This window comes from Pseudomonas kairouanensis (assembly GCF_004682055.1).
Lineage (GTDB): Bacteria > Pseudomonadota > Gammaproteobacteria > Pseudomonadales > Pseudomonadaceae > Aquipseudomonas > Aquipseudomonas kairouanensis.
On sequence record NZ_QUZU01000023.1, the window covers coordinates 34,848 to 52,383 of the forward strand.

General features: G+C 58.5%; 22 protein-coding genes. 11 read left to right on the forward strand and 11 right to left on the reverse strand.

All coding sequences use genetic code 11. The features are described 5' to 3' along the window. Window positions 1-66: 66 nt before the first annotated feature. Window positions 67-945, reverse strand: a complete 879-nt coding sequence (locus DYL59_RS18275) for an alpha/beta fold hydrolase (RefSeq protein WP_135290419.1) — start codon at window positions 943-945, stop codon at window positions 67-69. Window positions 946-1,119: 174 nt separating this feature from the next. Here DYL59_RS18275 and DYL59_RS18280 point away from each other — a divergent pair, with 174 nt between their 5' ends. Beyond that, entirely contained in the window at window positions 1,120-1,698 is a 579-nt protein-coding gene (locus tag DYL59_RS18280; protein ID WP_238340712.1) for a CGNR zinc finger domain-containing protein, read from the forward strand. On the opposite strand, the gene ada is transcribed toward DYL59_RS18280, so the two are convergent. The 4 genes from ada to DYL59_RS18295 form a co-directional block, all read right to left on the reverse strand. Continuing rightward, on the reverse strand, window positions 1,695-2,741 hold the full coding sequence (ada, locus tag DYL59_RS18285; protein ID WP_135290421.1) for a bifunctional DNA-binding transcriptional regulator/O6-methylguanine-DNA methyltransferase Ada: 1,047 nt from the start codon (window positions 2,739-2,741) through the stop codon (window positions 1,695-1,697). The genes DYL59_RS18280 and ada overlap by 4 nt on opposite strands. A 76-nt stretch (window positions 2,742-2,817) precedes the next feature. Further along, a complete protein-coding gene (alkB, locus tag DYL59_RS18290; RefSeq protein ID WP_135290422.1) occupies window positions 2,818-3,483 on the reverse strand; it encodes a DNA oxidative demethylase AlkB in 666 nt (221 codons plus the stop codon). A gap of 4 nt (window positions 3,484-3,487) precedes the next feature. After that, window positions 3,488-3,655 carry a hypothetical protein gene (locus tag DYL59_RS31400; protein ID WP_167496692.1) on the reverse strand — a complete coding sequence of 56 codons (168 nt, stop codon included), beginning with the start codon at window positions 3,653-3,655 and terminating at the stop codon, window positions 3,488-3,490. Window positions 3,656-3,680: 25 nt separating this feature from the next. After that, the gene (locus DYL59_RS18295; protein ID WP_135290423.1) at window positions 3,681-3,983 is read right to left on the reverse strand and encodes a DUF1883 domain-containing protein; all 303 of its coding nucleotides are present in this window, start codon (window positions 3,981-3,983) and stop codon (window positions 3,681-3,683) included. Between the two features lie 211 nt (window positions 3,984-4,194). On the opposite strand from DYL59_RS18295, the gene DYL59_RS18300 reads away from it, so the two are divergent. Beyond that, on the forward strand, window positions 4,195-4,545 hold the full coding sequence (locus DYL59_RS18300) for a hypothetical protein (RefSeq protein ID WP_135290424.1): 351 nt from the start codon (window positions 4,195-4,197) through the stop codon (window positions 4,543-4,545). 21 nt (window positions 4,546-4,566) lie between these two features. After that, window positions 4,567-4,797 (forward strand): hypothetical protein, encoded by a 231-nt coding sequence (locus DYL59_RS18305; RefSeq protein ID WP_135290425.1) that lies wholly within the window; start codon window positions 4,567-4,569, stop codon window positions 4,795-4,797. Window positions 4,798-4,805: 8 nt separating this feature from the next. Here the strand turns inward: DYL59_RS18305 and DYL59_RS18310 are convergent, their stop codons facing one another. Beyond that, window positions 4,806-5,087, reverse strand: a complete 282-nt coding sequence (locus DYL59_RS18310; RefSeq protein WP_135290426.1) for a hypothetical protein — start codon at window positions 5,085-5,087, stop codon at window positions 4,806-4,808. A gap of 144 nt (window positions 5,088-5,231) precedes the next feature. Continuing rightward, window positions 5,232-5,417 (reverse strand): hypothetical protein, encoded by a 186-nt coding sequence (locus DYL59_RS18315; RefSeq protein WP_071484118.1) that lies wholly within the window; start codon window positions 5,415-5,417, stop codon window positions 5,232-5,234. A gap of 311 nt (window positions 5,418-5,728) precedes the next feature. Here DYL59_RS18315 and galU point away from each other — a divergent pair, with 311 nt between their 5' ends. Together galU and gorA are read left to right on the forward strand one after the other, a co-directional pair. Next, window positions 5,729-6,568, forward strand: coding sequence for a UTP--glucose-1-phosphate uridylyltransferase GalU (galU, locus tag DYL59_RS18320; protein ID WP_135290427.1), 840 nt, complete (start codon window positions 5,729-5,731; stop codon window positions 6,566-6,568). Window positions 6,569-6,676: 108 nt separating this feature from the next. Beyond that, on the forward strand, window positions 6,677-8,035 hold the full coding sequence (gorA, locus tag DYL59_RS18325; protein WP_135290428.1) for a glutathione-disulfide reductase: 1,359 nt from the start codon (window positions 6,677-6,679) through the stop codon (window positions 8,033-8,035). Here the strand turns inward: gorA and DYL59_RS18330 are convergent, their stop codons facing one another. Further along, on the reverse strand, window positions 8,036-9,043 hold the full coding sequence (locus tag DYL59_RS18330; protein WP_135290429.1) for a DNA-binding protein: 1,008 nt from the start codon (window positions 9,041-9,043) through the stop codon (window positions 8,036-8,038). It lies immediately after the preceding gene. Window positions 9,044-9,213: 170 nt separating this feature from the next. Between DYL59_RS18330 and DYL59_RS18335 the strand changes: the two genes are divergently transcribed. From DYL59_RS18335 to ahpF, 3 genes are all read left to right on the forward strand, one after another. Further along, the gene (locus tag DYL59_RS18335; RefSeq protein WP_135290430.1) at window positions 9,214-10,140 is read left to right on the forward strand and encodes a site-specific integrase; all 927 of its coding nucleotides are present in this window, start codon (window positions 9,214-9,216) and stop codon (window positions 10,138-10,140) included. 133 nt (window positions 10,141-10,273) lie between these two features. Beyond that, entirely contained in the window at window positions 10,274-10,837 is a 564-nt protein-coding gene (ahpC, locus tag DYL59_RS18340; protein WP_003173835.1) for an alkyl hydroperoxide reductase subunit C, read from the forward strand. Between the two features lie 118 nt (window positions 10,838-10,955). Next, the gene (ahpF, locus tag DYL59_RS18345; protein ID WP_135290431.1) at window positions 10,956-12,521 is read left to right on the forward strand and encodes an alkyl hydroperoxide reductase subunit F; all 1,566 of its coding nucleotides are present in this window, start codon (window positions 10,956-10,958) and stop codon (window positions 12,519-12,521) included. Between the two features lie 51 nt (window positions 12,522-12,572). Here the strand turns inward: ahpF and gloA are convergent, their stop codons facing one another. Next, window positions 12,573-13,094, reverse strand: coding sequence for a lactoylglutathione lyase (gene gloA, locus DYL59_RS18350; protein ID WP_135290432.1), 522 nt, complete (start codon window positions 13,092-13,094; stop codon window positions 12,573-12,575). Window positions 13,095-13,276: 182 nt separating this feature from the next. On the opposite strand from gloA, the gene DYL59_RS18355 reads away from it, so the two are divergent. Further along, entirely contained in the window at window positions 13,277-13,813 is a 537-nt protein-coding gene (locus DYL59_RS18355; RefSeq protein WP_135290475.1) for a DUF4946 domain-containing protein, read from the forward strand. Window positions 13,814-13,924: 111 nt separating this feature from the next. Here the strand turns inward: DYL59_RS18355 and DYL59_RS18360 are convergent, their stop codons facing one another. Together DYL59_RS18360 and DYL59_RS18365 are read right to left on the reverse strand one after the other, a co-directional pair. Then, the gene (locus DYL59_RS18360; protein WP_135290433.1) at window positions 13,925-14,290 is read right to left on the reverse strand and encodes a histone-like nucleoid-structuring protein, MvaT/MvaU family; all 366 of its coding nucleotides are present in this window, start codon (window positions 14,288-14,290) and stop codon (window positions 13,925-13,927) included. Between the two features lie 198 nt (window positions 14,291-14,488). Next, window positions 14,489-16,030, reverse strand: coding sequence for an EAL domain-containing protein (locus tag DYL59_RS18365; RefSeq protein WP_135290434.1), 1,542 nt, complete (start codon window positions 16,028-16,030; stop codon window positions 14,489-14,491). A 146-nt stretch (window positions 16,031-16,176) separates the two neighbouring features. Between DYL59_RS18365 and DYL59_RS18370 the strand changes: the two genes are divergently transcribed. Together DYL59_RS18370 and DYL59_RS18375 are read left to right on the forward strand one after the other, a co-directional pair. Continuing rightward, window positions 16,177-16,728 carry a fimbrial protein gene (locus tag DYL59_RS18370; RefSeq protein ID WP_135290435.1) on the forward strand — a complete coding sequence of 184 codons (552 nt, stop codon included), beginning with the start codon at window positions 16,177-16,179 and terminating at the stop codon, window positions 16,726-16,728. Window positions 16,729-16,752: 24 nt separating this feature from the next. After that, a complete protein-coding gene (locus DYL59_RS18375) occupies window positions 16,753-17,535 on the forward strand; it encodes a fimbrial biogenesis chaperone (protein ID WP_135290436.1) in 783 nt (260 codons plus the stop codon). Window position 17,536 lies beyond the last annotated feature (1 nt).

The window sequence follows — 17,536 nt, forward strand, 5'->3', positions numbered from 1 at the left end:
AGGGCACCCGGCACCCGGCCAGTCTGTTTTATTCACTGGACGAAACCCAGGTTTCGTGCGCCTGCATCAATCGATAGCGTGGCCCAGCACCGCGTGAATACGTTGGGCAACATGGACGGCATGGGTTTCCAGGGCGAAGTGGCCGGTGTCCAGCAATTCCACCACGGCGTTGGGGTTGTCGGACGCGTAGGCGTGGGCGCCCGGTGGGATGAAGAAGGGGTCGTTCTGGCCCCAGATCACCAGGGTCGGTAGTTGCGTGGCCTTGAAGAACGCCTGGAAGGCAGGGTATTGCGTGAGGTTATTGCGATAGTCGAGGAACAGGTCCAGCTGGATATCCTCGTTGCCCGGCCGCTGCATCAGCAGTACGTCGAGCATGTAGGACTCGGGCGCCACACGGTCCGGTTGGTTCACCCCTTGCAGGTATTGGTAGCGCGTGCCTTCAAGGCCCAGCACTCCTTTGCGCACCACATCGCGATTGGCCGCGCTTGGGTCGGCCCAGTAGGCACGAATCGGCGCCCATGAATCCCCAAGGCCTTCCAGGTAAGCATTGCCGTTTTGCGAGACCAGTGCGCTGACCCGCTCCGGGTGCGCCACGGCCAGGCGCAGGCCAACAGGCGCGCCGTAATCAAAAACGTAGAGGGCGTAGCGGCTCAATTGCAGTGCATCTACAAAATGCCCCACGGTGATTGCGAGGTTGTCGAAGCTGTAGGGGTAATTGCGCTCGGCCGGTACTTCGGTGAAGCCAAAACCTGGCAGGTCAGGGGCGATCACGCGAAAGCGCGTCGCAAGCAGGGGGATCAGGTTGCGGTACATGTGGGACGAACTGGGGAAGCCGTGCAACAGCAGAATCACCGGGGCGGTCGGTTCGCCGGCCTCACGGTAGAACATGCGAACGCCATCGACGTCGACGTGGCGGTAGTAAACAGCGGTGGCTTGAGTGGTCATTTCGAGTGCGCCTTATGTAACTTGATTGGGTTGATATAGCGGTTACCTGGCTTAAAAGCTGCGCCCAAAAAAGTAACCTGTCAAATGGTTTATACGGGTTATTTGTTTTTGCTCTGTAACTATCATTAAGCTTAAATGGCGGTTACTATTTCATCGCTCTCACGAGGAATGAACATGACCGCCACCGCACTGCTGGAACCCTACGTCCTTGCCGATGACCCGGTACTGGACATGCTCAACACACGCGCCAATGTCGACGGTGAGCCCTTCGAGTTCTGGCAAAGCGATGCCGATGTCGAGCGCTGGCTGGTGCGTTTGGGTTGGGTCGCAGAAGGCGCGACACCTGTATTCGAGGTCGGGAGCTTGTTGGCGACGGCCAAGGTGTTGCGGGAAGTGATTCGTACGCTGCTTGAACAACGCAAGGCGGGGGAGCAGGGCGATCCGGCTGCACTCAATGGTTTTTTGCGCAAGGCTGTCAGCCATCCGCAACTGATGTGGCCTGCACCGGGTGAAGTGCGCCTGGAACGTCAACGCAAACAGCAAACGCCGGAGCAGTTCCTGTCACCGATTGCCGAGGCGGCTGCGGGCTTATTGGTGGACGGTGATTTCAATCTGATCCGCACCTGCGAGCACCCCGAGTGCGTGCTGTGGTTCTACGATCGGACCAAGGCCCACAAACGCCGGTGGTGCAGCATGGCGCTGTGTGGCAACCGGCATAAGGTCGCTGAGTTTCGCAAGCGCAAGCTGCTTTAGGCTTGGCTTTCGCGCTCCAGCAATTGGCGCTTGCGTTCGACGCCCCAGCGATAGCCCGATAAATCGCCATTGCTACGCACCACCCGGTGACACGGAATCGCTACCGCCAGGCTGTTGGCACCGCAGGCCTGGGCCACTGCGCGGAAGGACTTTGGCGCGCCGATACGTTCGGCTATTTGCCCATAGCTGGCAGTGCTTCCCAGCGGAATATCACGCAAGGCCTGCCACACCCGCTCTTGAAAGGCGGTGCCACGCAGATCCAGCGGCAGGTCCAAGCCCAGGGCGGGCGCCTCGACAAACCCGACCACTTGGGCCACCACCTGTTCGAAGCTGCGATCTGCGCCCACCAGGCGGGCCTTGGGAAATTGATCCTGCAGATCACGCACCAGCTTGCCCGGATCATCCCCCAGCAGGATCGCACACACGCCACGAGTGCTCTGCGCGACCAATATGGCGCCCAGCGAGCACTCCCCAACGGCGAACAGAATTTCATTATGGGTACCGCCCGCCTTGTAATCACTGGGTTTCATGCCGAGCAATTGATTGGCCGACTCGTAGAAGCGGCTGTTGGAATTGAAGCCGGCGCCGTACAACGTGTCGGTGACCGAGTGCTGGCTTTTGAGCCCATCGCGCACCTTGCGCGAGCGGTGGGCGCTGACGTAGCCCTTGGGCGTCAGGCCGGTCACGGCCTTGAACACGCGATGGAAGTGGAAGGGGCTGAGCCCGGCTTGGGCCGCAAGGGTTCCGAGGTCCGGTGGCGTTTGCGCCTGTTCGATAGACCGACAGGCATTGGCGACCAGTTGGGCGTGTTGGGCGGCCACCTGGGTTCGGTCTGAGGCCGCGCGTTTGCTTGCGCGGTAACCTGCCGCTTCGGCTTGGGCCGGGGTGTCGAAGAACTCGACATTCTCCCGACGCGGCAAACGTGACGGGCTGCTGGGGCGGCAATACACACCGGTGGTTTTCACGCCATACACAAACAGGCCGTCGGCCTTGGGGTCACGGGCCAGGATTGCAGCCCAGCGAGGGTCGTCGTTGATAGTCATGCTCGGCACTCTTTGCAGGTGTTGAGCAGACTAACGCTGTTGCACGCACCTGACACTCCGAAGCTTGCGGTCAAAATCAGCCGGCGGTGCGAAAGGTAAGATTGATGCGTTGCGGCCCCATGACCCCATGCACGCCTTCCTTGATGGGCATCACGCCATGAAAGCGCAGGCGATCAACGCCACCCCAGACCACCACGTCGCCGTGGAACAGCGAAACCTTTTGGGTTTTGTCGCTGCGCTCATGGCCGCCAAACAGGAAAATCGCCGGCAGGCCCAAGGAAACTGAAACCACCGGAGCACCGAAGTGGCGTTCATTTTTGTCCTGGTGCAGGGACATCTTCGCGCCGGGCACGTAACGGTTAATCAGGCAGGCATCGGGGGCGAAGTCGGCAAAACCGGCATCCGCCGCGGCCTCAGCCGCCAGTTGGCGCAAGGCTTGCGGCATGCGTGGCCAGGGCTGTTGGCTACGCGGGTCGAGAGGGCTGTAGCGGTAGCCGCTGGTATCGGTGGTCCAGCCGAGTGCGCCGCAACTGCTCAAGGCCGCTGACATGGTAAAGCCACCGGGCGTGACCATTCTGCGAAACGGTGACTGGGCCAGCACGCGCCGCAGCTCAGGCAGAAGCCGATCGATCCAGGGTAGGGCATAGCCCCGCAATACGTAGGACTCGTCGCCGATCTGTTCGCGCCCCGAGGGTTGCTGCAGGGCATCGTCGGCGAACAAGTCCTCGGTGGGGCCGGGCATGGGCTTAGAGCGCCTTGCTCACATTGATGTCGGTGATTTCATCGCTGGCATCATGGATTTTCGCCAGGGCTTGCTTGGCTTCTTCCACGCTGTTGCTTTGCAATTGGGCGAACTCGAAGCGGCGTTCACCGTTGAGTTTGTACTTGATGACGTATTTGGTGGTAGTGGTCACGGCTATTTCCTGTTGGGTGTTCGGCTCAGCTCAATTTGGAGCTGGTGCGACGCACGATGCGGATCTTGTGGGACAGGGTCGGCTTCTTGGTGACGCTGATGGCGCGGCGTGTCACCACATCCAGGGTGATGTTCCAGAACCCGGTGCTGGGCGCGGTGATCTTGGCTGGGAATTTGTCGAAAGCGCCACCGTGGTAGGTATGGCGACCGCCATTTTTGAAGCTGCGAAAGTTCGCATCGCTCATCAGGCGGATATTGCACGTTTGCGAGCATTCGATGACGACAATGTCTCCCTCGTTGAGGTGCTCGCGCTGGTGGATGAATTTCATGGGGTGTCTCCAGAAGGGCTTTTTCTGAAAAATCAGAACGATACGTAGGTTAAGATGGAGTTTATCAGCCCCAGCGCGTTTATTATCGCGTCGTCTTCGACGACATCGACAATTTAAAACAGTTATTTACCGAGTTATCAGGGATAAATCCTACGTGGGCGGGAGAAAATTACCATCCCCGCTGTCGTAGGGTCTTTATCGGAGGTTTTGTATGAAGTGGAGTGTGTTGGTTCTGGCCTTGGCGTTGGGTGGGTGTGCTTCGGTTGCAGATATCAAGCAGACCCCGCCGACGTTGTCGGTCATTTCCGGGAAGAAACCACAGGAATACGCCGCGTGCGTGGTGCAGAAGCTGTCTGCTACGCGCCGGCCGCCGCAGATCGAGCCGCACAAGGAAGGCTTTCAGGTGATCGTGCCGCAAAAATTCTCGGCCGACCCTTCGGCGATCTTTGAGATCGAGGAGCGCTCCAGCGGCAGTAGCATCAAACTCTACGAGAGCATGTCCAATGTGCCTATCCGTCCGGGCGACGTGAAAAAGGCCGGGGAAGAGTGTATTTCCGGCTAATGCCGCGACGGAAAATCATATATGAAGCGTGAACACGTCATCGCCCGCCATGCCGAGGGGCAAATCTCGGCGACCCATGTCATCCAGAACCCCGCCGACCTTGGCGAGTGGATCGTTTTCTTCAAAAAAAGCGGCGGGCGCAGCTTTTTCCTGGTAGACGAACAGGATGAAGTCGAATCCTTTGCCAGCCTCGATGAGTTGACCGAGACGCTGCGTGGGCTGGGGATCAAGTTTGCCGAGATTCACTTGTAGCCCGCAGACTATTTGCACACCACGACGACGCTGCGGCTTTTATAGTTGCCGACGTCCTTGCCCAGGGTCTTGTCGTCCTCGTTGAGCGAGGGCGTACCCTCAGTGCCAACGATGCGATAGCCGGTACCCGCGCAGGAGGCATCGGCTTTTTCGTAGCAACTGGCCCAGGAGTTGGCCTCGCCCGAACAGTCGATGGTCAGGCCTTGCTCGCCGTTTTTCAGGTACACGTCAGAAGTGGTGGTGCAGCCGGCCAGCGCCAGTACCGCAGTCAGTGCCAGTAGTCTATTCATGGAGGGTTCGTCATCGAGGGTGTTGGGGGAGGGGCGCTGACACTGTCGTGGTGCGTCTGCGGCAGATTATAGCGAACGGCCATCTAGGTACAGACAAACACAAAAAAGCCCCGTGACCGGGGCTTCTTTTAGAGCGCGCGGTAATTACTTGCCCTTGGGACGCTTGCTCGACGCATGGCCCGCTTCATCGACAAACACTTCTGCGACCGCGATGGCTTCGCGCTCGGTGGCGAATGCGCCGGCGACGCTGTCACCGTGGAAGTTGATCAAGTGCCAGCCGTCTGCTCGCTGGGTGATCAGGTAGCCGTTCACGCCTTTTGGTTCTGACATCTATTGGGAATCTCGTGGTCTGGTTCAGAGGCGCTCATGATAGCGCCAAATGTCGCGGGCCAGCGCAAGTTATTGTAGGTCAGTGTCCCTCGGTCAAAAGCATGCTAAAAAGGTTGCAGCCCTCACCAATCGTGAGGCGTGGATGTTTTTTAGCCTGCCGGCGCAGTGGCTCTTCGTAAGATCAGCGGAACTTACGCCGACATTTTTTCTCTATGATGACATCGCAACGCCAGCAGGACCCATTGTAAGGTGACTGCGGCCTGATTAGACTGCGCCGAATTTCGTACGCACAGCCCTTTGTAAGGACTTATATGATCAAGAAATGCTTGTTCCCAGCAGCCGGTTACGGCACTCGCTTCCTGCCAGCGACCAAAGCCATGCCCAAAGAGATGCTGCCGGTGGTGAACAAGCCACTGATTCAGTACGGCGTTGAAGAGGCACTGGATGCCGGCCTGAACGAAATTTCCATCGTGACCGGCCGTGGTAAGCGCGCCCTGGAAGACCACTTCGACATCAGCTACGAGCTGGAAAACCAGATCAAGGGCACCGACAAGGAAAAATACCTGGTAGGTATCCGCAAGCTGTTGGACGAGTGCTCGTTCTCCTACACCCGCCAGACACAGATGAAGGGCCTGGGCCACGCGATCCTCACCGGCCGCCCGTTGATCGGTGACGAACCGTTCGCCGTGGTCTTGGCGGACGACCTGTGCGTCAACCTGGATGGCAAGGGTGTTCTGGAGCAGATGGTTGATCTGTACAAGAAATACCGCTGCACCATCGTTGCGGTCCAGGAAGTGGACCCACAGGAAACCAACAAGTACGGCGTGATCGCCGGCGACGAAATCGGCGATGGCCTGATCCGCGTACGCGACATGGTTGAAAAGCCAGCACCGGAAGATGCACCGTCGAACCTGGCGATCATCGGTCGCTACATCCTGACCCCGGACATCTTCAAGTTGATCGAAGAAACCGAGCCAGGCAAGGGCGGCGAAATCCAGATCACCGACGCCCTGTTGAAGCAAGCCAAAGACGGTTGCGTCATTGCCTATAAGTTCAAGGGCCAGCGTTTTGACTGCGGCGGCGCTGAAGGCTACATCGAGGCGACCAACTTCTGCTACGAGCACTTCTATAAGACTGGCAAGGCCTACTGATTCACCGTAGTCCTACAGCGTTATAGAAAGAAAGCCACCTTCGGGTGGCTTTTTCGTTTTTCGGTCCCATGTAAGTCGGTATGCTGATGTCCTGCCGAGGAGAGTGAAATGGCCTACGATTTTGACCTGTATGTAATTGGCGCCGGTTCCGGCGGTGTTCGCGCGGCACGTTTTGCGGCGGGCTTTGGGGCCAAGGTGGCCGTGGCGGAAAGCCGCTACCTGGGCGGTACCTGTGTGAATGTGGGCTGCGTGCCAAAAAAACTGCTGGTCTACGGCGCACACTTTGCCGAGGACTTCGAGCAAGCCAGCGGCTTTGGCTGGTCATTGGGTGAAGCGAACTTCGACTGGGCAACCCTGATCGCCAACAAGGACCGCGAGATCAATCGCCTCAATGGCATTTACCGCAACCTGCTGGTCAACAGTGGCGTGACCCTGCACGAAGGGCATGCACGACTGATCGACCCGCACCAGGTGGAGATCAATGGCGAGCGGTTCACTGCCAAGCACATCCTGATCGCCACCGGCGGATGGCCTCAGATTCCGGAGATTCCAGGGCGCGAGCACGCCATTGGCTCCAACGAAGCGTTCTTTCTCAAAGAGCTGCCCAAGCGCGTGCTGGTGGTCGGCGGGGGCTACATCGCCGTAGAGTTCGCCGGTATCTTCCACGGGCTGGGCGCGCAGACATCGTTGCTGTATCGCGGCGACCTGTTCCTGCGTGGGTTTGACGGTTCGGTGCGCACCCATTTGAAGGAAGAACTCACTAAACGCGGCCTGGACTTGCAGTTCAATGCCGACATCGGGCGCATCGACAAGCAAGCAGATGGCAGCCTCAAGGCCACACTGAAAGACGGTCGTGTGCTGCAAGCCGATTGCGTGTTCTACGCCACGGGGCGCCGCCCGATGCTCGACAGCCTTGGCCTGGAAAACACCGGCGTGAAGCTCGACAAGCGTGGCTTTGTCGAAGTGGACGACCTGTACCAGACCACCGAACCGTCGGTCCTGGCCATTGGCGATGTAATTGGTCGCGTGCAGCTGACCCCGGTGGCCCTGGCCGAAGGCATGGCCGTGGCGCGTCGCTTGTTCAAGCCTGAGCAATACCGCCCGGTGGATTACGCGATGATCCCGACGGCGGTGTTCAGCCTGCCTAATATCGGTACGGTTGGCCTGACGGAAGAAGAGGCGAAAGAAAAGGGCCACAAGGTGCAGATCTTCGAAAGCCGTTTTCGGCCGATGAAGTTGACCCTGACCGAGTGCCAGGAAAAAACCCTGATGAAGCTGGTGGTCGATGCCGACACCGACAAAGTGCTGGGTTGCCATATGGTCGGCCCGGACGCCGGTGAGATCGTCCAAGGCCTGGCGATCGCGCTCAAGGCGGGCGCGACCAAGCAGCATTTCGATGAAACCATCGGCGTGCACCCAACGGCGGCGGAAGAGTTTGTCACCATGCGCACGCCTGTGGCGCACTGATCAGTCTTGTGGTGGCGCTTCTGGCGCCGTTGCAACGACGGCCGCCAGGCGCAACGCCTCGATACTGGCCTGGGCCTTGATCAGGTTCAGTTCCAGGGCTTTGTGGGTGTGCTGGTGAGCGATCACTGCCTCCTGATGTGATTGGCACTCCAGCACGGCAACCCGTAGGCGCTCTTGAAGCAGGGTGCGCTCGCTGTCTACCTGGCTCAGTTGCTCCCTCAGTTTGAGCTGCTGGGCCTGATCCTCGCGGACTTGTTCCTGCAAAGCGGCCAATTCCTTGGTCGTTACCCGATGCTCAATCAATAGCCGCTCATTGTCGCGATGCAGCTGGGTGATTTCATCCTGGCGCACCAGTGCGCTTTGCTGGGCCTGGCGCAATTCGGCCTGAACCTGCTGTAGCTGGCCTTCGTGGCGGCGCTGTTCCTGCTCACGCTGTTCCTTGATCGCGTTGCGGTAATGCTCCAGCGCGTCGCGGGCATGCAGGTGCTTATCTTCCAGCGAGCGAATCTGTTCGTCCTTGTCGTTGATGCGCAACTCGTAATCGCTGCAAGCCTGGCTCAGTCCGGCATTGCGGGTTTGCTCGGTCTGCAGGCTGGTGCTGGCGGTTTGCAGGGCGGCGCTCTCTTCAGTCAGGGCGGCGGCCTGTATATCGAACTGTTGCTTGAGTTGGCTGTGGGCCTCTTCCAGTGCCGCTACCTGTGCGAGCAGGGCGGTTTTCTGCTGTTCAAATTGCGCCAAGGCCAAGTCGATGGGTTCTTGGGCTTTGTCTTTGAGGCGCTGGGCCAGCCTTGCTACCAGTTCGCCCAACTCATCATCGAGGGGCGCTTCGGTGATGGTCAGCCGGGTTTCGCTGTCGTCCAGCTCCTTCAAATAGCGGTGAATCGTGGTCTTTGAGCCGGTATTGCCCATTTCGATACGTACGGCATCGATGCTGGGGTTTTCGCCGCGGGCGAGGATCGCCAAGCGGGCCGTTTGAACTACTGCTTTATTGATGCCGCCGCGAGCCATGGGGTCTCCGTCGATTTAGTACTGTGGTACGTAGTATGTATTTACGTACTATATCATGAATATGGTTTGGTTTGAATTCGTCATTTCTAAGATGGGATATTGGCGTATTATCCCGTGTCATCAGCATTTTAACCGGGCAAACACCTGCCAGCAGTATGAATAGGCTTCCCATGAGCGATCTGGATCGTTACCTCAATGCCGCCACACGCGATAACACGCGGCGCAGCTACCGCGCAGCCATCGAGCATTTCGAAGTGAGTTGGGGAGGGTTCCTGCCCGCCACGGCAGACAGCGTGGCTCGCTACCTGGTGGCCCACGCAGGTGTGCTCGCGGTCAATACTTTGAAACTGCGGCTTTCGGCATTGGCGCAATGGCATACCAGCCAAGGTTTTCCCGACCCAACCAAGGCGCCCGTGGTGCGCAAGGTGCTCAAGGGGATTCGTGCCGTGCACCCCGCGCAGGAGAAACAGGCTGAGCCGCTGCAGCTCAAGCACTTGGAGCAAGTGGTTGCGTCCCTTGAGCGCGAGGCAAAAGACGCGGCTCATGACCCTGCGCGGCTATTGCGCGCCAAGCGCGACACTGCGTTGATCTTGCTGGGTTTTTGGCGCGGCTTTCGTAGTGATGAACTCTGTCGGCTTCAGATCGAGCATGTACAGGCTACGCCCGGTGCCGGCATCAGCCTGTATCTACCGCGCAGCAAAAGCGATCGCGACAACCTCGGCAAGACCTATCACACCCCGGCGCTGTTACGCCTTTGCCCGGTACAGGCCTACAGCGAGTGGCTCAGTGCTTCGGCGCTGGTGCGCGGGCCGGTGTTTCGTGGGATTGACCGCTGGGGCAATCTGGGCGAGGAGGGCTTGCACGCCAACAGTGTGATCCCGCTACTGCGCCAGGCCCTGGAGCGCGCCGGCATGCCTGCCGAGCAATACACCAGTCACTCTCTGCGTCGGGGCTTTGCCACTTGGGCCCACCGCAGCGGTTGGGATTTGAAGTCGTTGATGAGTTACGTCGGCTGGAGCGACATGAAATCGGCCATGCGCTATGTTGAAGCGACGCCCTTTCTCGGCATGACACTGGCTAGCCAACCGCTGATTTGAGATTTCTTCTATTAATACAGTCACCTGATAGGGAAAACCAATCGCGAGCATCAGGTTTGCCAATGAGCCATCGATGCAGAGAGTGGGTAGGATTCACTTCATCAACTTCTTAACCCCTGACGGAGAGTCAACGATGCCTATCATCAACAGCCAAGTAAAACCGTTCAAAGCTACCGCCTACAAAAACGGCAACTTCGTAGATGTGACCGACGCTGACCTGAAAGGCAAATGGTCCGTTGTGTTCTTCTACCCAGCCGACTTCACCTTCGTTTGCCCAACCGAACTGGAAGACCTGGCCGACAACTACGCCGAATTCCAGAAGCTGGGCGTCGAGATCTACAGCGTTTCCACCGACACTCACTTTGCCCACGCTGCCTGGCACAACACTTCGCCAGCCATTGGCAAGATCCAGTACACCATGATCGGTGACCCGACCCTGACCATCTCCCGCAACTTCGACGTACTGATCGAAGAAGCTGGCTTGGCCGATCGCGGTACTTTCGTGATCAACCCAGAAGGTCAGATCAAGATCGTTGAACTGAACGACGGCGGTGTGGGCCGTGACGCTTCCGAGCTGCTGCGCAAAATCAAGGCTGCCCAGTACGTTGCTGCCCACCCAGGCGAAGTGTGCCCAGCCAAGTGGAAAGAAGGCGAAGCGACTCTGGCTCCATCCCTGGACCTGGTCGGCAAGATCTAAGTCTGTGAAGCATCTAGGGCGGGTATCCGCACCTTAAGTAAGCTGCAACCGCCCTCAAAAACGCCCGGGCGAGATTCGCTCGGGCGTTTTTTTTACCGAATCAAAAGGAATCGCCCGTATGTTGGACGCCAATCTTAAAGCTCAGTTGAAGTCATACCTGGAACGGGTCACCCAGCCGATCGAGATCGTCGCCTCCCTCGACGACGGTGCGAAGTCCCAGGAAATGCTTGCCCTTTTGCAGGACGTAACCAGCCTCACCACGCTGATTACCCTGAAAACCGATGGTGATGATGCGCGCAAGCCGTCGTTCTCCATCAACCGCCCGGGTGCCGAGATCAGCTTGCGTTTCGCCGGCATCCCCATGGGTCATGAATTCACTTCGCTGGTGCTGGCCCTGCTGCAAGTCGGTGGCCACCCGTCGAAGGCCAGTGTCGAAGTCATTGAACAGATCCGCGCCCTCAAAGGCGAGTTCAGCTTCGAGACCTACTTCTCGCTGTCCTGCCAGAACTGCCCGGACGTGGTCCAGGCGCTGAACCTGATGGCCGTGCTCAACCCGAATATCCGCCACGTCGCCATCGATGGCGCGCTGTTCCAGGCTGAAGTGGACGAGCGTCAGATCATGGCGGTACCGAGCGTGTACCTCAATGGTGTGAACTTCGGCCAGGGCCGCATGGGCCTGGAAGAAATCCTCGCCAAGCTCGACACCAGCGGTATCGAAAAAGCCGCCGAGAAAATCAGCGCCAAAGAGGCTTTTGATGTGCTGGTCGTCGGCGGTGGCCCAGCGGGTTCTGCCGCTGCAATCTACGCAGCACGCAAAGGCATTCGTACCGGTGTTGCCGCCGAGCGTTTCGGTGGGCAAGTGCTGGACACCATGTCCATCGAGAACTTCATCTCGGTACAGGAAACCGAAGGGCCGAAACTGGCCAGCGCCCTTGAAGCTCACGTCCGTCAATACGACGTGGACATCATGAACCTGCAGCGCGCCAGTGCCCTGATCCCGGCGAAGAAGGCCGGTGAGTTGCACGAAGTTCGCTTTGAAAGCGGTGCGACCCTCAAGTCCAAGACCGTGATCCTGGCCACCGGCGCCCGCTGGCGTGAAATGGGCGTGCCGGGTGAGCAGGAATACAAGGCCAAGGGCGTGTGCTTCTGCCCGCACTGCGATGGTCCTTTGTTCAAGGGCAAACGCGTGGCCGTGATTGGCGGTGGCAACTCTGGCGTTGAAGCGGCCATCGACCTGGCCGGTATTGTGAGCCACGTAACCTTGCTTGAGTTCGACAGCAAGCTGCGCGCCGATGCCGTGTTGCAGCGCAAGCTCTACAGCCTGCCGAACGTGGACGTGATCACCAGCGCGCTGACCAGCGAAGTCAAAGGTGATGGCCAGAAAGTCACCGGGCTTGCGTACAAGGATCGCGACAGCGGTGAGTTCAAGACTGTGGATCTGGAAGGTATCTTCGTACAGATCGGTTTGCTGCCTAACACCGATTGGCTCAAAGGTACCGTGGAGCTGTCGCCCCGTGGCGAGATCATCGTCGATGCGCGTGGCGAGACTTCACTGCCAGGTGTATTCGCCGCCGGTGACGTAACGACCGTGCCGTACAAGCAGATCGTGATTGCAGTGGGTGAGGGCGCCAAAGCTTCCCTGAGCGCATTCGATCACCTGATCCGTACGTCCGCCCCGGCGTAAATTCGGCCCGGTAAATGAAAAACCCCATGAGCGATCATGGGGTTTTTTCGTTTACAGCGGCGCTGGTTGGATGATTTCGACCCAGTACGCATCCGGGTCCTTGATGAAGGCCAGGCTTTTCATGCGGCCATCGCTCAAGCGCTTCTGGAAGTCGCAACCCAGGGCTTCGAAACGTTCGCAGGCAGCGACGATATCCGGCACCGAAATGCAGATATGGCCAAAACCGCGCGGGTCGGTGTTGCCGTTGTGGTAAGCGAAGTCGGCATCGTTTTCAGTGCCGTGGTTGTGGGTCAGTTCCAGGATGCCCGGGATCGACTTCATCCATTGGGTACGCTCGGCGGCGTCGGCCGGGATCTGGGATTTGTCCACCAAAGCCAGGAAGTACAGGCTGAATTCGGCTTCCGGGAAGTCGCGCTTTTCAACCAGGGAGAAACCCAGCACGCGGGTATAGAAGTCCAGCGACTTGGTGATGTCCTTGACCCGCAGCATGGTGTGGTTGAACACGAAGTTCGAGGTGGCGGTATCAGGTTGGGCAGTAACGCCCGGGAAAGTGTTCAATTCGTGCAGGCTCATGGGCCCTCCAGAAAAATGGGGTAAGTACGGGCGGTCCCTTGGCGTGCGGCTGGCATCCGTGCAGCCGGGCCATGATACGCAAGGGCTGCGCGCTGCGCCAAATGAAAAAGGCCACGCAGGCCTTGCGACCAGCGGGGGCGGGCCTCAGACTTTGCAGCCTGAACCTTGGGTGTTTTTCGCACATGATCGAATTTCGTATATCGCTGTTGACCGCTGTGTGCTTGCTATTGGCCAGTCCGCTCGTGTGGGCGACGGACCCGCAGGTCCATTGGCCCAGTGGCTGGCAAGTCGAGGAAGTGGTAGCCGATGACCAGGCACCGGCACAACCCCAACCGGTGTCCCGCCAGCGAGCCATCAAGAATGATGAAAACGGCGCGACGCTGATGGTGATGGAGTTGACCGCCACACCGATTGAGGCCGGGCATACCGTTAATCTACAAGGTGTGTTGCTGGAGATGCGCAAGTCCATTCAGAAAGATTTTGCCCAGGGCGGTTATCAAAGTGTCTGCAGCAAAATGCACCCGACAACACTCAGTCGTCTTGATGCGCTGGAAACTACTTGCGTGATTACCGAAAACGGGCGGCATGTGTTGTCGCAAACATTGGTGGGTGCTGTTGACGCCGATAAAGCCTATGTTTTTTCTTACGCAGGCCAAGCGCAAGCGTACGAGGCGAGTAAGGATGAAGTCCGTTCAGTGCGCGACAGCCTGGAACTTTGAATACGCTGCTTGCGTCGATTTTGAACAAAATGAAATGTTATTTAAGTTCGGTTTCGAACGCTGAAATAAAAAAGCCCCGCGAATGCGGGGCTCTTTGTTAGTGCGTTCAGGTCACTTGCGCAACCAAGATTCAACAGTGGCGGCACCGTGCTGTTCTTTCCAGGCCTTGAGGCCACGGTGGTTGCCACCTTTGGTTTCGATCAGCTCGCCAGTGTGAGGGTTCTGGTAAACCTTGACCACGCGTGCGCGACGCTGTTTCGGGGCGGCAGTAGCTGAGGCGCTGGCCTTGCCCGGGTTAGGATCAAGGATCGAGATGATGTCCCGCAGGCCTTTGCCGTAGGACTTCATCAAGGCTTGAAGCTTTTCTTCAAATTCGATTTCTTTCTTCAGGCCGGCATCGTTCTTCAGGGACTCCAGCTGGGCGAGCTGCTCTTGAAGGGCTTTTTCTGCTGCGCGAAATTCGGCGAGTCTGGACAAAATCTGTACTCCAATAGTGTATTTGGCTGATATCAACTGCAGACAAAGCTATAAGCCAAGAGCTTTAAGGCGACTCAAGAAAGAAGTCGTCCTGCGAGTTCTGCACAGGCAGGAAAAATTGTAGTAGTTAATCTGCCATGAGTAAATCACGTCTTTTGTCTAAACAACATTATTTCAACGTCTCTAGTGCATGACTAATCAATGGGTGGCCAGGGATTTAATGAATTCATCGCAGGGCAGTGGCCTTGCGAACAGGTAACCCTGGAGGAAATCCACGCCTTGGGCGACCAGGTATTCACGCTGCTGTGCTGTTTCAACCCCTTCGGCGACGATGCCCAGGTCGAGCTTGCCGGACAGCTCTATGATGCTGTCCAGAATATGCCTAGATAGTGCATCGGCACCGATCATGGCGACAAAACTCTGGTCAATCTTCAAATAGTCCACATTGAAGTTGCGTAAGTAACCAAGGCTTGAATGGCCAGTGCCAAAGTCATCGATGGCGATCATCACCCCCAGTTGATGCAGGGCGTCGAACAAGCGGCGGGTGATCTCGGTGGGCACGATCAGCTCGCGCTCGGTCAGCTCCAGCACCAGGGTGACCTGGCCGGGAGGGAAGGCCGCGAGAAACTCGCGGCAGTCCTCAACCAGGTCCAGGTCCTGGCAGTGGCGTGCGGTGATATTCACGCCGATATGGAACCCTGGGCACAAGCGCGTGGCATGGGGCGCCAGTTGAGCGGCGACCTGACGCAGCAGCGCACGCGTCATCGGTACGATCAGGCCGCAATGTTCGGCCAGCGGGATAAACAGGTCGGGGCGCACCAGGCCTTCCTTGGGATGCTGCCAGCGCATCAGCACTTCGCATCCGGCCCATTCACCGGTATCGCCACGCACCACCGGCTGGTAATACGCAATGAATTCGTTGGCCCCCAGCGCGCGTTGCAACTCATGGGTGGGCGCTGAGGAACGCTTTTGCAGCCAGTGTGCCAACAGGCCTGCCAAGCCACCAAAGAACACCAGCAGGCTGAACATCGCCGGGTAACGGTCCTGCATGTATCGCCACACTTCGCCCGCCGGCATACCCGCGTCGACACTGTAGGGGTAACGCGCGGAAGCCAGGTGATGATGGGCCACGGCGAATGTGGGCACGGCCGAACTGTGCACCTTGGCGCTATCGTCCAGCCAATGGGGGCCGACTTGCAGGATGAGATGCGCGTAAGGGCTGATCAGGCGCAAGGCGTTGGTCAGGTGGTAGCCGTCAATGGAGGCAAACGCGGCTTTATCACCGTCCACCAGCCGATAGACCAAGAGTGCAGTATCCGGTGTAACCGGGTTGCCGTTCATTAGCCATAACTGGCCGTCCACGTAGTCATCGGGGTTCACCGCCGATTCGTAGTGGCTGCCGAACAACGAGCTGCAATAGATGTTCTTCTGCCAGGACAGTGTGGTGGCCCGTACAAAGGGCCGGCGCGTGACCTGCTCGCGCAGCGCCAACTGCGCGCTGTCATCACAGGGTTGGCCTGCCAGGGGCAGCAAGGTTTGGGCGGCGAGGGCGGTGTTGTCGAGCATCAGGTCGAATTGGCGTATGGCTTCCTGGGCCGTTTGGGCCGTGCTTTTTTGCAGCGTGCGCTCGGCCTGCCAATGCAAGATCACCACCCCCAGGGCAACAGGGAGCAAACCGCTGAGGGCGGTGATCAGGTAGCGCGTGACGCGTTTTCGCGGGCCAGTGACGGTTAGGGGCATAAAGGAGCCAGCCTGTAACGGGGATGGAACGATGATAGAGGGCCAGGTGCAAATAAGCTCGCCTACCTAGCCGTTTGGTCAGTAGGCGCCGTCAGAATAGTTACCTAAGATCGAACCGTCAGTTTTGCTTCGATGAGGTATCGATCATGAAGAGCAGATGGTTGGCGCTCATGCTAATGGCATCGGGTTGCGTTATGGCGGCGGATGGGACTATCACCATCACGGGTGAAATCCAGGGCTCCACCTGCACCGTCAGTGGCAGCAACAGCGCAACACCCGGTACTGCCGCAAGCTTCCCGATAGTACTGGATCGTGTACAGGCTTCCGCACTCAACGCGGAAAATGCGGTGGCGGCCTATAAGCCATTTTTCATTCATATCGGCGGTGGCAGCACCAATTGCCCGCCACAACCGGTTGCCGTGCTGTTTGAACGCAGCAGTCCGGCGATCAGCACCGCCACGGGTAACCTGGTCAATCAGGCGACCACGTCGGCGGCGGCCAATGTCGAGGTGCAGATTATTGATGTCACGGCTAGCCGGCAGATCAACCTGAGCCTCGGCGCTCCTTCCACATCGGTCACGATCGATGCCGCCGGCACCGCAACGCTGCCCTTTGCCGCGCAGTACATTGCGGTAGGTGGCCCTGCCGGGCCTGGCCTGGTGAACACCAGCGTGCAGTACTCCGTGACATTTCCCTGAGCAGGTCTTGGGCAGGAGGGCAGGATGAATGTCCTAGGCAAGCCATCCCAGCGCCGTGTAGCGTGCGCCGTAGTCGCTTTGCTGATGTGCGACTTTGTCATGGCGGGCATCATTGTCACGGGGACTCGTCATATTTACCCCGAACGCCAGCGCGAAATCACCATCCTGTTGACCAACGACGATCCAACCACCCCGCGCCTGGTCCAGGCATGGATCGAGCGGGCAGACAAGCCAGCAGGGCCCGAAGCCAGCGATGTGCCGTTCAGTCTGTCGCCACCGGTGTTTCGCATTGATGCGAGCAAGGGGCAGGCCATGCGCCTGGTCTACACCCGCGAACCTTTGCCAGGGGATCGTGAATCACTGTTTTGGCTGAATGTGCTGGAGGTGCCGCCTACTATCCCGACCCGCCCGGTTCTGGGTGAAGCAGGGCAGAACTACTTGCGCTTCGCCTTTCGCATCCGCACCAAAGTGTTCTTCCGCCCGGACAAGTTGCCAGGCAAGCCGGAGCAGGCCATCGACCAACTGCGCTGGAGCCTGCAACAGGGCCCCGAGGGGGCACAGTTGCAGGTGCACAACGCCTCCAACTATTACGTCACGTTCAATGAAGTCGCCCTCACAACCGGCACGCGCGTCGATGCGCCTTTGCTGCCGTGTGAAACCGGCATGGTTGCACCAGGCGCCAGCCTGACCCTGGCTGTGCATCGCAGCAAGGCTGCAGTGATTTCGGCAGATGCGCAGGTGCAGTTCAAGTTCATCAATGATTACGGCGCGTTTTCCGCGCCGCAGCGTGCCTCGCTGCGGTTCTGAA